The following is a 17,372-nucleotide window of genomic DNA, read 5'->3' as shown; positions in this document are numbered from 1 at the left end:
CTTTATTGTTGTGTTTTAGCGCCGCCCAACACGCTCTGCGGCTGCCATTTGCCGTCGACCACCTTGTAGAGGGTGAAGCTTGGCTGTTGCAGGTTGCCCTGCGGATCGAATGCGATGTTGCCGGTGACGCCCTGATAATGAATGGCGCGCAGTTTCGGCAGATAATCGGCCGGATTGGCGGATCCTGCCTGCTCAATGGCGGCAATCAATACCCGGGTGGCGTCATAGGCGAATGGCGCATGCAGTTCGATGTGGGTCTTGTAACGGTCGCGGTAAGCCTGCTCAAAGGCTTTGCCGCCTGGCATCTGTTCCAGCGGCAGGCCCGGTTCCAGCGCCACCACGCCTTCACCTTCTTTCTGCGCCAGCGTCAGGAAGGTTTGGCTGACGAAGCCGCCGGCGCCCATCAGTTGAGTGTTCATGCCCAGCTGTTTGATGCGGCGGGCCAAGGGTGCCGCCTGTGAATCCACACCGCCGAAGAAAATCAGATCGGCATTCTTGCTGCGAACGGTGGTCAGTACCGCGCTGAAATCGACGGTTTTGTCATCGACGTATTCACGCGCTACCGGCTGCATGCCCTGCGCCGCCAACGACTTGATAAACTCGTCCGCCAGCCCTTGGCCGAATGCAGTGCGATCGTCGATGACCGCAATGCGTTTGGCTTTCAGCACCTTGACGGCATATTCACCGGCGTAATTACCGCCGTCGTCATCATGGCCCATCACGCGAAAGCTGGTATCAAACCCCTGTTGAGTATAGGCATGACCGGTGGCGACCGGCGCAACCTGGGCAATGCCGGCGTCGTGATAAATGCGAGCCGCCGGGATGCTGGTGCCGGTATTCCAGTGGCCGACCACGCCGGCGACGCCTTCGTCCACCAGGCGCTGCGCCACTGCAACGGCGGTGCGCGGGTCGGACTGGTCGTCTTCGGAAAGCAGTTTAAAGGTGACAGGCTTGCCGTTCAGCGTCGGTTTCTGGGCGTTGGCATCGGCGATTGCCAACTGAGCGCCGTTTTCCAGATCCTTGCCGATACGGGCGGAAGGACCGGTCAGCGGGCCGGCCAGACCGATCAGAATGGTGTCGGCGGCCTGCGAAGGCACGGCTGCGCCAAGGGTAGCCAGAACGGCGGTGGCCAGGGCCAGCGGCTTAAAGCGAGTTATCTTGTTCATGTAACACTCCCGGTGCGGTTAAAAGTAAAAACGGTTATTCGCCCAGATAGGCTTGTTTGATTTTTTCATCGTCGAGCATGCCGGCAGACCGGCCGCTGTGGCTCAGGCTGCCGCTGTCCAGCACGTAGGCGCGCTCGGTCGATTCCAGCGCCAACCGGGCATTTTGTTCCACCAGCAATAGCGTGACACCGTCACTGGCAAGGGTTTTGATCACGTCAAAAATGGCTTCGACCACGATCGGCGCCAGGCCCATTGAGGGTTCATCCAGCACCAGCAGACGTGGCCGGCTGAGCAGCGCACGGCCCATAGCGACCATCTGTTGTTCGCCGCCGGAGAGCAGCCCGGCTTGTTGCCGTAACCGTTCGCGCAGGCGTGGGAAAAGAGTGCAAACCCGTTCCAGATCCTGCTGGATCACCGGTTTATCGCGGCGGGAGTAAGCGCCAAGCTGTAAATTTTCCAGCACCGTCATGCGGGCGAAAATGCCGCGGCCTTCCGGCACCATCACCAGCCCCTGCTGCAGCAACCGATGCGGAGGAACACCGCGAATGGACTGGCCGTCGAACAGGATGTCTCCTTCGAAGGGTTGCAGGCCGGTCAACGCGCGCAGGCTGGAGGTTTTGCCTGCGCCGTTGGCGCCGATCAATGTCACCTGCTCGCCGCGGTTAACCGTAAAATCGATGCCTTTCACCGCATGAATGCCGCCGTAAGACACTTTCAGTTGCTTGACTGACAGTAAGGGTTCAGACATGCGCAGATCCTCCCAGATAAGCCCGGATCACCGCCGGTTCGCGCCGTACCTGAGCAGGTTCGCCTTCGGCGATGACTTTGCCGTAGTCGAGCACCGTCAGGCGGTCGCACAGTCCCATCACCAGCTTGACGTCGTGCTCGATCAGCAGCAGGGTTTTACCGCTTTCGCGAATGCGTTGCAGCAGCTCGCGCAGCGCCACTTTCTCTGCGGCGTTCATGCCGGCGGCCGGTTCATCCAGCGCCAATAACTGCGGGTCGGTCGCCAGCGCCCGGGCAATTTCCAGCCGCCGCTGGTGGCCGTAGGAAAGATCGCCGGCGCGGTAGTGGGCAAACTGACTGATGCCGACGTACTCCAGCAGCGCGTGGGACTTCACCCGCGTTGCCTGTTCTTCCTCGCGGGCGCGGCGGTGGCGTGAAATAGCCGCCCACAGGCCGTTGCGGGTGCGCACATGGCAGCCCACCATCACGTTTTCCAGCACGCTCATCTCATTGAACAGCCGCAGGTTCTGGAAAGTGCGGGCGATGCCGGCCTGCACGACTTTGTCGATCGCCTGCGGTTTGTAGCGGCGATCCAGCAGGCGGAACTCGCCGCCATCGGCGCGGTACAGGCCGGTAATCAGATTGAAGCAGGTGGTTTTACCGGCGCCGTTCGGCCCGATCAGCCCATAGATTTCCCCCTGGCGGATACTCATGCTGACGTCATCCACGGCGGTCAGCCCGCCAAAGCGTTTACTGACATGTTTTAGGGTGAGCAATGGCGTCATGATGCGGCTCCCGATTGATGACGCGCCGGCCATAGGCCCGCCGGGCGATACAGCATCACCAGAATCAGCGCCAGGCCGTAGAACAGTTGACGGATAATTTCCGGGTCAATCCACACCTGGCCGAACAGGGTCTGTTGCAGCGGCCCCATGGTGCTGCGCAACAGCTCCGGCAGCGCCGCCAGCAGCAACGCGCCGAGGATCACGCCGGGAATGTGGCCCATACCGCCCAGCACCACCATCGCCAGCACGGCTATCGACTCTTGCAGGGTAAAGGATTCCGGTGAGACAAATCCCTGGAACGCCGCGAACAGCGCGCCGGCGATGCCGCCGAAAGTGGCGCCGATGGCGAACGCCAGCAGCTTGAAGTTACGGGTGTTGATGCCCATCGCCCGCGCTGCGTCCTCATCTTCGCGGATGGCGGTCCAGGCGCGGCCGACCCGTGAATGTTGCAGGCGCAGGCAGATAAACAGGATCGCCAGCAGCAGGGCGGCGAACAGGTAGTAATACAAATACAGCGAGGAAAAACGGATGCCGAACCACTCATGCATGCCGGAAAACTTCAGGCCGAACAGGCTGACCGGATCGATGCCGGAAATGCCCTTTGGGCCGTTGGTGATATTGACCGGGCGATCGAGGTTGCGCATCAGAATACGCACGATTTCGCCAAAACCCAGCGTGACGATCGCCAGATAATCGCCGCGCAACCGCAGCGTCGGCGCGCCGAGCAGAATGCCGCACAGGGCCGCCAGCACCGCAGACAAAGGTATCAGCAGCAGGATGGACAGATGCAAGCCCTCCGGGAACCAGTGCAGAAGCAGCGGAAACTGTTCGGTCAGGTGCGGCGATGACAGCAGCGCGCTCAGATAGGCGCCCACCGCGTAAAAGGCGATAAATCCCATGTCCAGCAGGCCGGTCAGGCCGACGACGATATTCAGCCCCAGAGCCAGCATCAGGTACAGCAGCGCGAAGTCGATCACCCGCACCCAGTAGTTGCCGCCGGCGGCCCCGGCCAGCCAGGGGGCCAGCAGCAGGCCGAGCATAAACAGCACGACGCCGAGCCTGGCGCGGCCTGGGGTAGCGGTTTGCAGGGAGGTGGTCAGAACGGTCATTTTATCTCCTCAGGCGCGGGTAGCGATGCGCTCGCCCAGCAGCCCGGATGGGCGTAATACCAGCACCGCAATCAGAATCAGGAAGGCGAAAACGTCCTGATAATTGCTGCCGAAGGTGCCGCCGGTCAGTTCACCGAGATAACCGGTTCCCAGCGATTCGAATAGCCCCAGCAAGAGTCCGCCGAGCATGGCGCCGCGCAGGTTGCCGATGCCGCCCAGCACCGCGGCGGTAAAAGCCTTGATACCCGGCAGGAAGCCCATGGAGAAGCCGGCGTTGCCGTAGTTGCTGGCCATCATGATGCCCGCCACCGCCGCCACCGCCGCCAGCGCGCCGCCGAGGGCGAAGGTCAACACGATTACCCGGTTGGGATCGATACCCATCAGGCCGGCAACCTGCGGGTTTTCCGCCGTGGCCCGCATCGCGCGGCCAAAACGTGAGTGTTCGACCAGCAACAGCAGCCCGGCCATCACCAACAAGGCGACAACCAACGTGGCGATACCGGTGCCGGTGATCACCGCCGGGGCATGCCCGGCGCTGCCTTGGGTCAAGGCGATGGGGGACATGGGCAGCAGTTGCGGGAACATCAACGGATTGCGCGACCAGATCAACATCGCCAACGTTTGCAGCAGCAGCGAGACGCCAATACCGCTGATCAACGGCGCCAGACGCGGGGCATTGCGCAGGCGGCGATAGGCCAGGCGTTCGATGCTCATCGACACCAGCGCGCAGACCGCCATGGCGATCGCCGTGGCCAACAACAGCACCGTGTACGGCGACAGAGTGGGGAAATGATGCTGCAACACGCCGATAGCCGACAGGGCGCTCAGCGCGCCGACCATCAGTACATCACCGTGCGCGAAATTGATAATGCGCAGAATGCCGTACACCATGGTGTAACCCAGGGCGATCAGCGCATAAATACTGCCGAGCATCAGTCCGTTGACGGTCTGCTGTACCAGCGTATCCATAGGGGAAGTCCCGAAAAATAATGATTCAGGAGGCTCAGAGTAGAGAATTAAAAAAAATTGTAAAATACGGAAAAATAATTTCTTATACAAAAAATGTGTGTTTTTAATTTATTGATTTATTTGTATATTAATTTTAACTCACGGCCGATTTTTTACCAAAATAGTCAATATATGAAAAAAACAGAAGAGTACGAGGCACTGCTGCCGAACGATCCGCCGCTGCGCGCCGTACGGGCGTTCGAGGCTATCGCCCGCCTGGGCAGCATTACCGCGGCAGCGAAGGAACTGGCGATCTCGCCTTCGGCGGTCAGCCATCAGCTCAAAACGCTGGAGGCTTTTCTGCAAATGCCGCTCACCGAGCGGCAGGGCCGCAACCTGATCCTGCGCAGCGAAGGACGCGAGTATTACCGCTCGATCCGTTCGGCGTTTAACGTGCTGCGCCAGGCGACGGAGCACGTGCGTGAGCAATCGGCCTCTCGGCAGGTGACCATCAGCCTGATCCCGCTGTTCGGCATGGGCTGGTTTATTCCGCGTTTGCACGGTTTTTTGCGTGAGAATCCCGATATCGACATCAACGTGGTGTATGCCAACCACCGTAACTATCTCAGTGACGCCGCCGATATTTCGATTCGCTTTGGCGTGGGGCAATGGACCGGCTATCGCAGCGAAAAACTGATGTCCGGCAAAATGGTGCCGGTGTGCAGCCGCAGTTTTATCAGGCTGCACGGGCTGCTGGATACGCCGGATCAACTTTTGCCGCTGCCGTTGTTGCACGACGAAGAACGTAATACCTGGATGCAATGGTTCCAGCAGGCCGGCGTCAGGCGGCCGCTGCGCAGCACCGGGCCGATGTTTGAGGATGGCCTGCTGACGCTGGCGGCGGTGCAGTCGGGACTGGGCTGCGCCCTGATGCGCGAGCCGCTGATCGAACCCTATCTTAACAGCGGCGAACTGGTTAAGTTGTTTGACAGGCCGATTGACGATGGTCGCGATTATTACCTGTGCGTGCGGGCAGACAGCGAGCTGTCGCAAGAGGGGCTGAACCTGCAAAAATGGTTGCTGCGTGAGGCCGCAGGCCAATAAAGATACACGCGCTAACTGCCTGAATTGACTATCCTGAATAGAGTGCAATGGGCCAACAGGGGTGTACGATGACTGCAGAAAACGAGTTGGAACAAACGCCAAAAATGAGCCTGCCTCTGCTGGCCGGTGGCGCGTTGGGCGTGGTGTTCGGCGATATTGGTACCAGCCCGCTGTATACCCTGAAAACCGTGCTTTATCTGTCTGGCGATGCGCCGTCCGCACCGGTGATTCTCGGATTGTTGTCGCTGATTTTCTGGACGCTGGTGATAGTGACCTCGCTCAAATACGCCATGTTCGCCATGCGGATCGATAACCGCGGCGAGGGCGGCATAATGGCGCTGATGTCGCTGCTGGTCAGCAAGAAGAGCGCCCGGCCGATGGTGGTCTTTGCCGGCCTGTTCGGCGCGGCGCTGATTTATGGCGATGGGGCGATCACCCCGGCGATCTCGGTATTGTCGGCGTTGGAAGGGTTGAACATCGTATTGCCCGAATCCAAACCCTTCATTTTACCGGCGGCGGTAGTGATTCTGGTCAGTCTGTTCGCCATTCAGCCACTGGGCACTGCGCGTATCGGCAAGGTGTTTGGCCCGATCATGGCGCTGTGGTTTTTCTCGATCGCCGCTCTGGGCGTTTGGGGTATTATCCAACATCCGGCGGTGCTGATGGCCATCAACCCAGAGTACGGCGTGGCGTTTTTGTTCTCCAATGGATTAACCAGTTTTCTGGTACTGGGCGGGGTGTTCCTTTGCGTCACCGGCGCAGAAGCGTTGTACGCCGATATGGGTCACTTTGGCAAAAAACCGATCTGGCTCGCCTGGTTTGGCATCGTGTTCCCCAGCCTGTTGCTGAATTATGCCGGGCAGGCCGCCCTGATCCTCTCCGGTGCCGATGTGACCCAGAATATTTTCTTTCGCCTGTGCCCGCCGATAATGCAAATACCCTTGGTGATTCTGGCTACCCTTGCCACCATCATCGCCAGCCAGGCGATCATCAGCGGGGCCTTTTCCATGACTCGTCAGGCTATCCAGCTTGGCTGGTTGCCGCGCCTGCGGGTGAAGCAAACCACCGAGGAGAGCTATGGCCAAATTTACATCGGCGCCATCAACTGGTTGCTGATGACGGTGACGGTCTTTCTGACGGTGTTCTTCAAATCCTCCGATAACCTGGCCGCCGCCTACGGCATCGCCGTGTCGCTCACCATGATCATGACCAGCGGGTTGCTGTTTGTGGCGATGCGTGAGGTGTGGCGTTGGGGAATGGTCACCAGTTTGTTGGTTGCGGGGGGCTTCTTTATCGTCGATCTCAGTTTCCTGTTGGCAAACCTCAGCAAGGTGATGCAGGGCGGTTATGTGCCGTTGCTGCTGGCCAGTCTGGTTTATGGCGTGATGCTGATCTGGCATCGCGGCGTGGCGGCGGCTTCACGCACGCTCGGTGAAAAGAGCCTGCCGCTGGCGGATTTTCTGGCGCAGATCAAAGCGCAGGCCATTCCTCGGGTGCCGGGTACCGCGATATTTCTTACCCGCAATCTGAATGGCACGCCGCCGGTGATGAAGTGGCACGTCAAACGTAACGGCTCGCTGCACGCCGATGTGTTGGCGCTGAACATCATGATTGTGAACGAACCACGGGTGGCGAACACCGAGCGACTGGTGATGCGTCAGTTATCACCGGGCTTCTGGTGCGGCGTGGCCAGTTACGGCTTTATGGAGCGGCCCAATATTCCACGATTATTGCACCACGCAGAGGCGCAGAAAACCGGGTTGAATTTTGACGACGCCACCTATTACCTGGGGCATGAAACCGTGGTGCGCCGCGAAGATAGCGACAGATTACCGGCGTGGCAGCGCAGCATTTTTGCGCTGATGGTGCGTAACGGCATGCACGTGACGGATTACTACTATCTCCCCAGCGATCAGGTGGTGGAGATCAGCCGCCGGGTACCGGTGTGACGGCTTGGTTATAGGTTAAAAGCAACGGTTATTTAGCCGCAGGTATGGCGCGCGCTATAGTGCGGTGGCGTGATGTGCGCGGCTTTGCTCTGAGGATCTATGTCACTATTCGATCTTACTGCTCTGGCTGCCGGTTTGCCGCAGGCATGGGATTCCAGCATTCTGGGGCGCGTCGGTTCGGCCAATATCAAAGTACTGCGAATGGATCAGCGTGCCATTGACGATGAAGTTCACGAATACCATGAGGCGCTGCTGGTGATCGCAGGCAAACTGCGGTTGGCGGTGCAGGGCGAGGAAATTACGGTGAACGCCGGGCAACTGTATCAGGCCGCGGCCGGCGTACCGCACCGCGTGTTGGCGGGCAGCCACGGCACGCTGGTGATTATTGATTTACCTGAGAATTAATGCCGGCTGTCCAGCGCAAACAACGCCACGTTAACCGCCGCTAGCAGCCGTTCTTTTGTGACGCCGTCACGTGCTTGTATTGATAACCCGTGCAAAAAGACCGCGAAATAATCGCCGAGGCTGTCGGCGTCGGTATCCGCCGGTAACTCCCCGTTTTTCACCGCCAGCCGCAGCCGCTCAATAATGCCTTGGGTACGCAGCAGGCGGTGTTCCGCCAGCCAGGTTTTGATGCCGCTGTTTTCAGCGCTGACGCTGGCGGCGGAAGAGACCACCATGCAACCTTGCGGCAGATCGGTACGGCTGTAGAGTGCCACCGCGTCTTCCAGCAGGCGCTTTATCGCCGCCCGCACACCGGTTTCCTCGCTGAACGCGCGCTCGGCAAAGCCGCCTTCATGGTTTTCGTAGCTGGCGATGGCTTCGCGGAACAGCAATTCCTTCGAACCGAACGCCTTGTAAATGCGCGCTGAGGCGATACCCAGCTCGGCCACCAGATCCGACATCGAAGTGCCTTCGTATCCCTGACGCCAGAAGAGATCCCGTGCTTTCAGTAATGCCTGTTCGCGGTCAAATTCGCGTGGTCTGCCTGCCATCGGTCGGCTCCTGTTTGCCTGTCATTCAGTGAGATAGGATCGCTTAAATCGCCTCTGACGCCAACGAATTTCTAAAATCTGCTTGCTGCGGGATTCATTTGAGCCTATTGTTTGTCAATCGACAACCAATAGGAGTTTACGATGAAAACCTTGAAAGGTCCAAGCCTGCATCTCGCACAATTCAGCGACGATGCCGCCCCCTTTAACAGCCTGCCCGCCATTGCGCAATGGGCGGCGGACACCGGCTTTAAAGCACTGCAAATCCCCGCGTGGGATCGTCGCCTGTTCGATTTGGCTACCGCAGCGGAAAGCCAGACTTACTGCGATGAACTGATCGGCATGTTGGCAGACAAGGGGCTGGTAGTCAGCGAACTGACCACCCACATTTTTGGTCAGTTGATGGCGGTGCATCCGGCTTATGACGCGTTGTGCGACAGCTTTGCGCCGCCGGCGCTGCACGGTAACCCGCAGGCGCGCGGCGAATGGGCGCGGCAACAGTTGCTGTTGGCGGCCAAAGCCTCCGCGCGGCTGGGGCTGAGCGACATGGGCACTTTTTCCGGCTCACTGGCGTGGCCCTATTTGTTTCCGTTCCCGCAGCGCCCGGCCGGGTTGATAGAGACGGCGTTCGATGAGTTGGCGAAACGCTGGTTGCCGGTGCTCAACGCCTGCGACGAGCAGGGCGTGAACCTGTGTTATGAAATTCACCCCAGTGAAGACCTGCACGACGGCGTGACGTTTGAAATGTTTCATCAGCGCGTCGGCGGCCACCCGCGCTGCCAGATCCTGTTCGACCCGAGCCACTTTGTGCTGCAACAGCTGAACTACCTGGATTACATCGATATTTATAAAGATTTTATCTGCATGTTCCACGTCAAGGACGCCGAGTTCAACCCAACCGGCCGACAGGGCATTTATGGCGGTTACCAGTCGTGGACCGAACGTGCCGGGCGTTTCCGCTCGCTGGGCGACGGTCAGGTGGATTTCAAAGGCATTTTCTCCCGACTGACGCAGCACGGCTACGCCGGTTGGGCGACGCTGGAATGGGAATGTTGCCTTAAGCACCCGCAGGACGGCGCCCGTGAAGGGGCGACTTTTATCCGCGACCATATCATCAACGTCACCGACAAGGTGTTTGATGACTTTGCCGGCGCGCCGGTTGACCAGCAACAGATCAATACCTTGCTTGGCCTGCGCTGAGCCGCGCTATTCCATCACGGAGAATACCCATGAAAATGCAAAATAACGGGCCCATGCTGAATGGACCTGAACCCGAACACGTCTATGCACGGGTCAACGGCAACCGTATTCACTGCGTCACCCTCGGCGAAGGCCGGCCGGTGTTGCTGATCCCTGGTTGGCCGCAGACCTGGTATACCTGGCGCTATGTGATGCAAGCGCTGGCAACGGCCGGCTTTAAGGCGATTGCGGTGGACCCGCCGGGTATCGGCGATTCGGATAAACCCACCGGCGGTTACGACACCGGCAGCGTCGCCGCCGTGTTGCACCAGACCATGCTGCAGCTTGGGCACCCGAGCTATTCATTGGTCGGCCACGATATTGGCATGTGGATCGGCTATGCGCTGGCCAGCGACTATCCGCAGGCGGTGGAAAGACTGGTGCTGACCGAAGCGGTGATCCCAGGGCTGGCCCCCGCACCGCCGATTTTTGTGTCGCCGGACCAAAACATCTTCCTGTGGCATTTCATGTTCAACCAACTGGCGGATCTGCCGGAGGCCTTGACGCTGGGGCGCGAGAGGGAGTATCTCGGCTACATCTTTAACCGCTGGTCTTATCGCCGCGATCGGGTGGCCGCAGAAACTTATATTGCCGCTTATTCTGCACCGGGTAGCCTGCGGGCCGGTTTTGACTACTACCGCGCCATTCCCGAGACCGTGCGGCAAAACCAACGGCGTGCCGAGACCCGGCTCGAGATGCCGGTGATGACCATCGGCGCAGAACACGCCACAGGCGATGCGCCTTTTGTCACATTACGGGATAACGCCGTGGATCTGCGGGGCGAGACGGTCGCCGGTTGCGGCCATTTTATTACCGAAGAGTGTCACGAGGCGTTTATCGCCCTGGTGGTGCCATTCTTGTCGGAGGCGCAGACCGATGCCGCTTGATACGCAGATTGCCCGTTTTCTGGCGGATACGGCAGGTGCAGCGGCACCCGGTTCCCTGGCCGAGATGCGCGCCGCCGCCGAGGCCGGGCTGTTGCAACTGCAGGGCGAAGTGGAAGCGAGCGGCGGGGTGCGGGATTTTGCGATAACCGCCAACGACGGCCATAACATCGCCATTCGCGCTTATCTTCCGCTGAGCGCGGGGGAAGAATCCTTGCCGGCCATGTTGTACGCCCACGGCGGCGGCTGGTGCCTGGGGTCGTTGGCGCTGTATGACCGGCCTTGCCAGGCGCTGGCTAATGCTACGGGCCGATTGATCCTGTCGGTCGATTACCGGCTGGCGCCGGAGCATCCGTTCCCTCGGCCGCTGGAGGATTTTTACCAGGCATTGTGCGCAGTGGTTGAGCAGGCGGATGAGCTGGGGATTATCGCCGGCCGCATCGCGGTTGGCGGCGACAGCGCAGGCGGCAATCTGGCGGCGGCCGTGGCGTTGCTGGCCCGCGACCGCGAAGGGCCGCAAATCGAACATCAACTGTTGCTGTATCCGGCGCTGAGCGGCGCAATGAATACCGCCAGTTACGACAACTACGCGCAGGGGTATTTCTTGACCCGGGAAGTGATGGCGTTTTGCTGGGAGACGTATTTGGGTAAAGAGGGGAAACCGCGAGACCCTTACGCCGAGCCATTGCATGCAATAACCTTGGGGCGATTGCCACCGGCGACCATTCTGAGCTGCGAGTACGATCCGTTACGCGATGAGGCCGAACAGTATGCGCAACGGTTGCGTGAGGACGGGGTGGCGGTGCGCTGCGAGCGGCTTCCGGGCATGGTGCATGCCTGCATCCATATGCTGGGGTTAACCCCGGCGGCACGGGTGCTGTTCGACAAGGCCGCTTAACCTTTTGTTAGTGTGCTGAATGTTGCGCCTGGTGTAACTAATGCCCCGCATTTGGACTGCGGGGCATTGGCGTTTCCGGTTGCGGGAGTTTAACGGCCGGCGGTGGTGACGAAGCGGGTCTCCAGATAGGACTCGATCGCCTCGCTGCCGCCTTCGGTGCCGTGACCGGAGTCTTGCACCCCACCAAACGGCGTTTCAGGCAGGCCGAAACCGATATGGTTGATGCTGAGCATGCCGCTTTCCACATCGCGCCCCAGCGCGGTTACCGTAGCGATGCTGCGGCTGTAGGCATAAGCCGCCAGACCGTAAGGCAGGCGGTTGGCCTCGGCTATCGCTTCCTCATAGGTGGCAAACGGACGTAGCAGGGCGACCGGGCCAAACGGTTCTTCAGACATCGCCCGCGCGCTCAGCGGGACGTCGCGCAGCACCGTTGGTTCAAAGAAGTTGCCGCTGCCAGGCAGACGGTTGCCGCCGGTGCTGGCCTTGGCGCCCTGGTCGATGGCGTCCTTCACGAAGGCGTCGATGGCTGCGACGCTGCGCTCCAGCACCATTGGCCCCATGGTCACGCCTTCATCCAATCCGTTGCCCAGCTTGATGTCGCGCACCGCTGCGGTGAATTTCTCTACAAAGGCTTCATAGACGCCTTGCTGGATCAGGAAACGGGTTGGGGCGATACAGACTTGGCCGGCGTTGCGGAACTTGGCCAGTGCCAGCTCTTTGGCGGCGGCGTCGAGATCGGCATCGTCAAAAATCAACACCGGCGCGTGGCCGCCCAGTTCCATGGTGGCCTTTTTCATATGCTGCCCGGCCAGCGCTGCCAGATGTTTGCCCACGCGGGTGGAGCCGGTGAACGAGATCTTGCGAATGCTCGGGTGCGGGATCAGGTATTCGGAGATGTCCGCCGGGGTGCCGTACACCAGCGCGATCACGCCGGCCGGGATGCCTGCGTCGGCAAAGGCTCTGATCAGCTCTGCCGGTGAGGCCGGGGTTTCTTCCGGGCCTTTGATGATGATCGAGCAACCGGCAGCCAGCGCGGCGGACAGCTTGCGCACGATCTGGTTGATCGGGAAGTTCCACGGCGTAAAGGCGGCAACCGGGCCGACCGGCAGCTTAAGGGTTTGCTGTTGAACATCGCGGCTGCGGGCAGGGATGATTTGGCCGTAGGTGCGGCTGGCTTCGCCGGCAAACCAGTCAATGACGTCCGCCGAGTTAAGGATCTCAACCTTGGCCTGCGCCACCGGCTTGCCCTGTTCCTGCGTCATGATGGCGGCGACAGAGTCTGCGCGTTCGCGCAGCAAGGCGGCGGCTTTACGCATCAGGATGGCGCGCTGATAGGCGGAGGTGTCGCGCCAGAGTTTAAAACCGCGTTCGGTAGCGGCCAGCGCCAGATCGAGATCGGCCTGTGCGGCGTGCGCCACGTTGCCAATGACCTCATCGGTAGCGGGGTTGGTGACCGGCAGGGTGTTGCCGGCGATTGCGCTGCGCCATTGTCCGTCAATATAGAGTTGAGTATCTGGATACATTGTTGCCTCTTACTTTCAGGGAGTTAAACACCGTTTTCCCGCTCTGCGGCAGGATAATCAAACCCGCTGACGCCGATCAACAGACGTCAGTCGATGGGTAAAATACCCTACGCCGAATTGGCGCGATCGTCCAGGGAACCGCGGTGCGCACTACTCAAACGGCGTTGGTTTGACTATCATACAAGCCAGGTTCGGCCTTGATGCAAGGCGGTAGGGTGCAGGCGATGGAGGTAGAGTGCAGGGTGTTCCACAGCAGTTCCCCTTCGAAAAAGATTGCGCGCAGTTCCGGCAATTGCCGCAATTGCCGGGCGTAGAGCTTTACCACGCCCATATCGAACGCTATGTCTTCGAACCGCATACCCACGACGCTTTCGCCATCGGCACCGTCGATGTCGGTGCCGAGCGTTTTCGTTATCGTGGCGCACAGCATCTGGCGGCGCCGGGTTCGCTGGTATTGATGAACCCGGATGAACTGCACACCGGCGAGGCGGAAACGGCCGGCGGCTGGAATTACCGGATGCTCTACCTTGAACCCGGGGCGCTGGAGTTGCTGTCCGGTGAGCAGGGATTTTGGTTTACCGATGCGGTACGCCAGGATCCGCAGGCGGCGCGGCAACTTTCGGCGACGCTGGCCGCACTGTGGCAAGCCCGGGATCCGATGACGATTGATGACCTGCTGCTGCAAGTGGTGGCGATCTTCCGCCCCCACGCACGTATCGCCCGGCCGTTGAAAGATGAGCCGGCTCACCGTTTTGACATCGTCAAAACCTACCTGCGCGATAACTTTTCCGCCGCTATTACGCTGGATCAGTTGGCGGCGCTGGTGTCGCTCAGTCCGTATCATTTTTTGCGCAAATTCAAAGCTGAATACCATGTATCGCCCCAGCAGATGCTGATGGCGATCCGCCTTGCGCAAGCCAAGCTGATGCTGGGGCGCGGCATGCCGGCCGCGCAGGTAGCCGCGGCGGCGGGGCTAACCGACCAGGCGCATTTAACCCGCGCTTTCGCCAACCGTTACGGCGTCACACCCGTGCGCTATCAAAAACAGGTCATGGCTCGCTAAGTATCGCCATTAATGTATGCCCAGCTTTTCGATACTGACGGCGTTGCTCAGGAGAGTATTAAGGCGCATCTGCCAGCGTTAGCATTGCGGCGAAAACAGTTGCAACCACTGCCGGGGTAAATGACTCGAGAGCTTTTGTGCCAACACTCGCTGCGGTTTCACGCGCCACGTTCATCAATACACGGCCGGGCGCGCGAAGCACGACCTGACGAAGCCCATTGGTGCTGTCGCGTGCTACGAGGCCAATTTTTTCGAGAACGATCAATTGACGGACTACGGCTGATTGCGGTTTACCAACCTGCTCCCCGAGTACTGAAATATTCACCCGCTCGTTGTCCGATCGCGCGATAACATTCAGTAACGTAAAGTCACTAAAGCTGATGCCATGATATGTGCCCAATTCATCGTCAAGCTTAAGTTGCAGACTGGCGTGAGCACGATATAACGCCAAACAAAAATCGAGATTTGTGTTCATCAAGGTTTCTTCCTGGGTTCGTCGTAGCTAAGTTGGTCGGGGCAGCGGATTTCCTGGCGCCACAGGCTAACCAACATTTCCAATTCCCGCGCGGCATCGAAAGCGGGATCTTCACTGGCTTTAACCCTGTCGAGTACCTCAAAGAGAAAGTTACTCTCACCATGCTCGACCCAATCCTGCGCAAGTCTCATGTTCCGATGTTGCGCATATCGCAGTTCAAAACGATGCCGGTTGAGTGTTCCTTGAACGTTAGCACTGCCTGCAACTAATACTCGCCCCGTAATCTTGTTACGGATCGCATACACCCCCGCTCGGGTTTTCGTGTCCAGGTACTGCCGTTTCAGCGCTTGTTTGTCTGTCATCATCCCTCCTCTTCGTTTCCGGTAAGTCATGGTGTTGTTGTCAGCGGTATGCGTTTTCACGAATAATACCCGGATAATATTACCTGTCAATAATACCCGGGTAAATATACTTATCGCGGTACCGCATGAAAATTTGGGGTTGATGGCGAATGGGGCAGACAGCTCCTGGAAGAGAGCCTCTCATCATCGCTGAATGGGGTTATAGTCTGAACTTACTGTTGTTATGAGTCACCGGTAGTTACAAGTTTCGCGGATGTCGTCAAAAAGGTGACTAATCAGAATGAAGCTGTCTTCATCATATTTACTATTAATTTTATCCGGGTATATTAAGGGTCCTTAACATCCCATTGAGGTTGAATGCATGTCTGAATACCTGTCGAAGGCTTCGACAGCCTTTGGTGACCAACAGTTGCTGTTCTCAGGTCCGTTGGTTGAGGTTGCACTTGCCGTTAAGAATGAGCTCGAAAAGGGATCGTTAAGAACATTTCTTGTCTTTGATGATATGACAGGTAGCGTGATCGACTTGGACCTGCGAGGGTCCGATGCTGACGTTGTAGAGAGGCTTTCCTGTCCTCCCCAGCAATTCACGGGGCGTTATGTCACCCGCCGGGACAAATCGGCAGAGACGGTGGAAGACGATTCTGTAGAATCGAAAGGACGGGGTCGGCCAAAATTAGGTGTCGTTGCTCGCGAGGTAACCTTACTGCCCAGTCAATGGGACTGGCTAACCACCCGACCCGGCAGCGCATCCGCTATACTCAGGCGTCTGGTAGACGAAGCCATGCACTCGGAGGGGGCGCGTGAACAAAAACGGGCAGCTCATGAGGCTGCTTATCAGTTCATGCAGGCGATCGCCGGAGACTTGCCTGGCTATGAGGAGGGAATTCGTGCGCTTTTCGCAGACAATCGTACCAAACTTGAACAATGTATTGCAGCATGGCCTGTAGACATTAAGACTTATACTCTACGCCTGGCTTTCGGTTCATCAGATCAGCCAACTAAGAGATCTACCAAGACCGGCTAAAATATCACCATAAAAAAAACAGGCTTAACGTAGTTTCCCAGGTTGGCCCGCTAAAACAGCAACCTGCTACAATATTGCCACGAGCAATTAGGCTACGCTGCCCCTGAAATGTATTCACGGGTTGATGGAGTCATTATGTTTGTTGGCGTGTTATTTGCCCTCTCGGCTGGGCTGATGTGGGGGCTGATTTTTGTCGGCCCGGTATTAATCCCCGAATATCCTGCAACGTTACAGTCCACCGGGCGTTACCTGGCCTTTGGCCTGATCGCCTTGCCGTTGGCATGGCTCGATCGCCGCCGGTTGCGAAAGCTGCAGCGTAAAGACTGGCTTGAAGCGCTCAAACTGACGGCTATCGGCAACCTGCTGTATTACCTGTGCCTGGCCAGCGCCATTCAACGCACCGGCGCGCCGGTTTCCACCATGATTATCGGCACGCTGCCGGTGGTGATTTCGGTCACCGCCAACCTGTTCTACAGCCGGCATGACGGGCGGCTTTCCTGGCGGAAATTAACGCCGGCGCTGGTGTTGATCGCCTGCGGGCTGGCATTCGTCAACGTCGCCGAACTGAAGGGCAATACGGCACCGCTCGATCTCTGGCGCTATATCAGCGGTCTGGGGCTGGCGCTGTTGGCGGTGGCTTGCTGGACCTGGTACCCGCTGCGCAATGCCCGCTGGCTGCGGGAAAACCCAGACCAAAGGCCAGCCACCTGGGCGACGGCGCAGGGGGTCGTCACCTTGCCGCTGGCGTTGGCGGGTTACCTGTTGGTTTGCGGCCAGTTGGCTTTCACTCAGCCGGAATTCGCGCTGCCGTTTGGGCCAAGGCCGGACGTGTTTGTCCCGTTGATGATTGCCATCGGCATGCTGTGTTCGTGGATTGGCGCGCTGTGCTGGAATGAGGCGAGCCAGCGCTTGCCGACGGTGTTGGTGGGGCCACTGATCGTCTTCGAAATTCTGGCGGGGCTGGCCTACACCTTCATGCTGCGCCAGACGTGGCCGCCGCTGCTGACGCTGTGCGGTATCGCCTGCCTGATGATCGGGGTGGTGTATGCGATGCGCATCAAGCCGCAGCCGGTAGTAGTGCGGTTGGCAGAGAAAGAGTGACGCCTGCCGCGTAGGCGGCAGGCA

General features: G+C 58.9%; 18 protein-coding genes. 9 read left to right on the top strand and 9 right to left on the bottom strand.

The genetic code is table 11. The features are described from left to right. Positions 1–2 precede the first annotated feature (2 nt). Genes SERAS12_RS12800 through SERAS12_RS12780 form a run of 5 tightly spaced genes read right to left on the bottom strand, consistent with a single transcriptional unit; the run spans position 3 to position 4,755 of the window. Positions 3–1,166, bottom strand: coding sequence for a branched-chain amino acid ABC transporter substrate-binding protein (locus SERAS12_RS12800; RefSeq protein WP_013813061.1), 1,164 nt, complete (start codon positions 1,164–1,166; stop codon positions 3–5). A gap of 34 nt (positions 1,167–1,200) precedes the next feature. After that, on the bottom strand, positions 1,201–1,914 hold the full coding sequence (locus tag SERAS12_RS12795; RefSeq protein ID WP_013813060.1) for an ABC transporter ATP-binding protein: 714 nt from the start codon (positions 1,912–1,914) through the stop codon (positions 1,201–1,203). Beyond that, positions 1,907–2,677, bottom strand: a complete 771-nt coding sequence (locus SERAS12_RS12790) for an ABC transporter ATP-binding protein (RefSeq protein WP_013813059.1) — start codon at positions 2,675–2,677, stop codon at positions 1,907–1,909. Before SERAS12_RS12790 ends, SERAS12_RS12795 begins: the two co-directional genes overlap by 8 nt. Further along, positions 2,674–3,786: an ABC transporter ATP-binding protein gene (locus SERAS12_RS12785; RefSeq protein ID WP_013813058.1), complete on the bottom strand. Its 1,113-nt coding sequence runs from the start codon at positions 3,784–3,786 to the stop codon at positions 2,674–2,676. The genes SERAS12_RS12790 and SERAS12_RS12785 overlap by 4 nt, the downstream gene beginning before the upstream one ends. A 9-nt stretch (positions 3,787–3,795) precedes the next feature. Then, positions 3,796–4,755, bottom strand: coding sequence for a branched-chain amino acid ABC transporter permease (locus SERAS12_RS12780; RefSeq protein WP_013813057.1), 960 nt, complete (start codon positions 4,753–4,755; stop codon positions 3,796–3,798). Positions 4,756–4,926: 171 nt separating this feature from the next. On the opposite strand from SERAS12_RS12780, the gene SERAS12_RS12775 reads away from it, so the two are divergent. From SERAS12_RS12775 to SERAS12_RS12765, 3 genes are all read left to right on the top strand, one after another. Beyond that, complete coding sequence (locus tag SERAS12_RS12775; RefSeq protein WP_371105467.1) at positions 4,927–5,838, top strand: LysR substrate-binding domain-containing protein; 912 nt, start codon at positions 4,927–4,929, stop codon at positions 5,836–5,838. Positions 5,839–5,906: 68 nt separating this feature from the next. Further along, complete coding sequence (locus tag SERAS12_RS12770) at positions 5,907–7,787, top strand: potassium transporter Kup (protein WP_013813055.1); 1,881 nt, start codon at positions 5,907–5,909, stop codon at positions 7,785–7,787. Positions 7,788–7,886: 99 nt separating this feature from the next. Then, positions 7,887–8,192 carry a cupin domain-containing protein gene (locus tag SERAS12_RS12765; RefSeq protein ID WP_013813054.1) on the top strand — a complete coding sequence of 102 codons (306 nt, stop codon included), beginning with the start codon at positions 7,887–7,889 and terminating at the stop codon, positions 8,190–8,192. Here the strand turns inward: SERAS12_RS12765 and SERAS12_RS12760 are convergent. Continuing rightward, a complete protein-coding gene (locus SERAS12_RS12760; protein WP_013813053.1) occupies positions 8,189–8,782 on the bottom strand; it encodes a TetR/AcrR family transcriptional regulator in 594 nt (197 codons plus the stop codon). The two genes, SERAS12_RS12765 and SERAS12_RS12760, sit on opposite strands and share 4 nt — an antisense overlap. Positions 8,783–8,923: 141 nt before the next feature. On the opposite strand from SERAS12_RS12760, the gene SERAS12_RS12755 reads away from it, so the two are divergent. Genes SERAS12_RS12755 through SERAS12_RS12745 form a run of 3 tightly spaced genes read left to right on the top strand, consistent with a single transcriptional unit; the run spans position 8,924 to position 11,800 of the window. Then, positions 8,924–9,979 carry a sugar phosphate isomerase/epimerase gene (locus SERAS12_RS12755; protein ID WP_013813052.1) on the top strand — a complete coding sequence of 352 codons (1,056 nt, stop codon included), beginning with the start codon at positions 8,924–8,926 and terminating at the stop codon, positions 9,977–9,979. Positions 9,980–10,008: 29 nt separating this feature from the next. Then, positions 10,009–10,905, top strand: a complete 897-nt coding sequence (locus SERAS12_RS12750) for an alpha/beta fold hydrolase (protein WP_013813051.1) — start codon at positions 10,009–10,011, stop codon at positions 10,903–10,905. Then, positions 10,895–11,800: an alpha/beta hydrolase gene (locus SERAS12_RS12745; RefSeq protein ID WP_013813050.1), complete on the top strand. Its 906-nt coding sequence runs from the start codon at positions 10,895–10,897 to the stop codon at positions 11,798–11,800. Before SERAS12_RS12750 ends, SERAS12_RS12745 begins: the two co-directional genes overlap by 11 nt. Before the next feature lie 89 nt (positions 11,801–11,889). Here SERAS12_RS12745 and SERAS12_RS12740 read toward each other — a convergent pair whose 3' ends face one another. Beyond that, positions 11,890–13,323 carry an NAD-dependent succinate-semialdehyde dehydrogenase gene (locus SERAS12_RS12740; RefSeq protein ID WP_013813049.1) on the bottom strand — a complete coding sequence of 478 codons (1,434 nt, stop codon included), beginning with the start codon at positions 13,321–13,323 and terminating at the stop codon, positions 11,890–11,892. A 235-nt stretch (positions 13,324–13,558) separates the two neighbouring features. Between SERAS12_RS12740 and SERAS12_RS12735 the strand changes: the two genes are divergently transcribed. Continuing rightward, positions 13,559–14,386 (top strand): AraC family transcriptional regulator, encoded by an 828-nt coding sequence (locus SERAS12_RS12735; protein WP_004944894.1) that lies wholly within the window; start codon positions 13,559–13,561, stop codon positions 14,384–14,386. Positions 14,387–14,444: 58 nt separating this feature from the next. Here SERAS12_RS12735 and SERAS12_RS12730 read toward each other — a convergent pair whose 3' ends face one another. Next, positions 14,445–14,861 (bottom strand): MarR family winged helix-turn-helix transcriptional regulator, encoded by a 417-nt coding sequence (locus SERAS12_RS12730; protein ID WP_013813048.1) that lies wholly within the window; start codon positions 14,859–14,861, stop codon positions 14,445–14,447. Beyond that, complete coding sequence (locus SERAS12_RS12725; RefSeq protein WP_013813047.1) at positions 14,861–15,223, bottom strand: GIY-YIG nuclease family protein; 363 nt, start codon at positions 15,221–15,223, stop codon at positions 14,861–14,863. Before SERAS12_RS12725 ends, SERAS12_RS12730 begins: the two co-directional genes overlap by 1 nt. A gap of 361 nt (positions 15,224–15,584) precedes the next feature. Between SERAS12_RS12725 and SERAS12_RS12720 the strand changes: the two genes are divergently transcribed. Together SERAS12_RS12720 and SERAS12_RS12715 are read left to right on the top strand one after the other, a co-directional pair. Further along, positions 15,585–16,247: a DUF2239 family protein gene (locus SERAS12_RS12720; RefSeq protein WP_013813046.1), complete on the top strand. Its 663-nt coding sequence runs from the start codon at positions 15,585–15,587 to the stop codon at positions 16,245–16,247. A 135-nt stretch (positions 16,248–16,382) separates the two neighbouring features. Beyond that, positions 16,383–17,348 (top strand): DMT family transporter, encoded by a 966-nt coding sequence (locus SERAS12_RS12715; protein ID WP_013813045.1) that lies wholly within the window; start codon positions 16,383–16,385, stop codon positions 17,346–17,348. Positions 17,349–17,372 lie beyond the last annotated feature (24 nt).

The sequence above is a fragment of the Serratia sp. AS12 genome, from assembly GCF_000214195.1.
GTDB lineage: Bacteria > Pseudomonadota > Gammaproteobacteria > Enterobacterales > Enterobacteriaceae > Serratia > Serratia plymuthica.
This window is presented reverse-complemented; position numbering and strand designations above follow the sequence as displayed.

Excerpts from the sequence above, each read along its gene's own strand:
- SERAS12_RS12715 (WP_013813045.1), top strand. The coding sequence starts at position 16,383 with ATGTTTGTTGGCGTGTTATTTGCCCTCTCGGCTGGGCTGATGTGGGGG.
- SERAS12_RS12720 (WP_013813046.1), top strand. The coding sequence starts at position 15,585 with ATGTCTGAATACCTGTCGAAGGCTTCGACAGCCTTTGGTGACCAACAG.
- SERAS12_RS12740 (WP_013813049.1), bottom strand. The coding sequence starts at position 13,323 with ATGTATCCAGATACTCAACTCTATATTGACGGACAATGGCGCAGCGCA.
- SERAS12_RS12785 (WP_013813058.1), bottom strand. The coding sequence starts at position 3,786 with ATGACCGTTCTGACCACCTCCCTGCAAACCGCTACCCCAGGCCGCGCC.
- SERAS12_RS12760 (WP_013813053.1), bottom strand. The coding sequence starts at position 8,782 with ATGGCAGGCAGACCACGCGAATTTGACCGCGAACAGGCATTACTGAAA.
- SERAS12_RS12795 (WP_013813060.1), bottom strand. The coding sequence starts at position 1,914 with ATGTCTGAACCCTTACTGTCAGTCAAGCAACTGAAAGTGTCTTACGGC.
- SERAS12_RS12790 (WP_013813059.1), bottom strand. The coding sequence starts at position 2,677 with ATGACGCCATTGCTCACCCTAAAACATGTCAGTAAACGCTTTGGCGGG.
- SERAS12_RS12800 (WP_013813061.1), bottom strand. The coding sequence starts at position 1,166 with ATGAACAAGATAACTCGCTTTAAGCCGCTGGCCCTGGCCACCGCCGTT.
- SERAS12_RS12780 (WP_013813057.1), bottom strand. The coding sequence starts at position 4,755 with ATGGATACGCTGGTACAGCAGACCGTCAACGGACTGATGCTCGGCAGT.
- SERAS12_RS12725 (WP_013813047.1), bottom strand. The coding sequence starts at position 15,223 with ATGACAGACAAACAAGCGCTGAAACGGCAGTACCTGGACACGAAAACC.
- SERAS12_RS12775 (WP_371105467.1), top strand. The coding sequence starts at position 4,927 with ATGAAAAAAACAGAAGAGTACGAGGCACTGCTGCCGAACGATCCGCCG.
- SERAS12_RS12765 (WP_013813054.1), top strand. The coding sequence starts at position 7,887 with ATGTCACTATTCGATCTTACTGCTCTGGCTGCCGGTTTGCCGCAGGCA.
- SERAS12_RS12745 (WP_013813050.1), top strand. The coding sequence starts at position 10,895 with ATGCCGCTTGATACGCAGATTGCCCGTTTTCTGGCGGATACGGCAGGT.
- SERAS12_RS12770 (WP_013813055.1), top strand. The coding sequence starts at position 5,907 with ATGACTGCAGAAAACGAGTTGGAACAAACGCCAAAAATGAGCCTGCCT.
- SERAS12_RS12755 (WP_013813052.1), top strand. The coding sequence starts at position 8,924 with ATGAAAACCTTGAAAGGTCCAAGCCTGCATCTCGCACAATTCAGCGAC.
- SERAS12_RS12750 (WP_013813051.1), top strand. The coding sequence starts at position 10,009 with ATGAAAATGCAAAATAACGGGCCCATGCTGAATGGACCTGAACCCGAA.
- SERAS12_RS12730 (WP_013813048.1), bottom strand. The coding sequence starts at position 14,861 with ATGAACACAAATCTCGATTTTTGTTTGGCGTTATATCGTGCTCACGCC.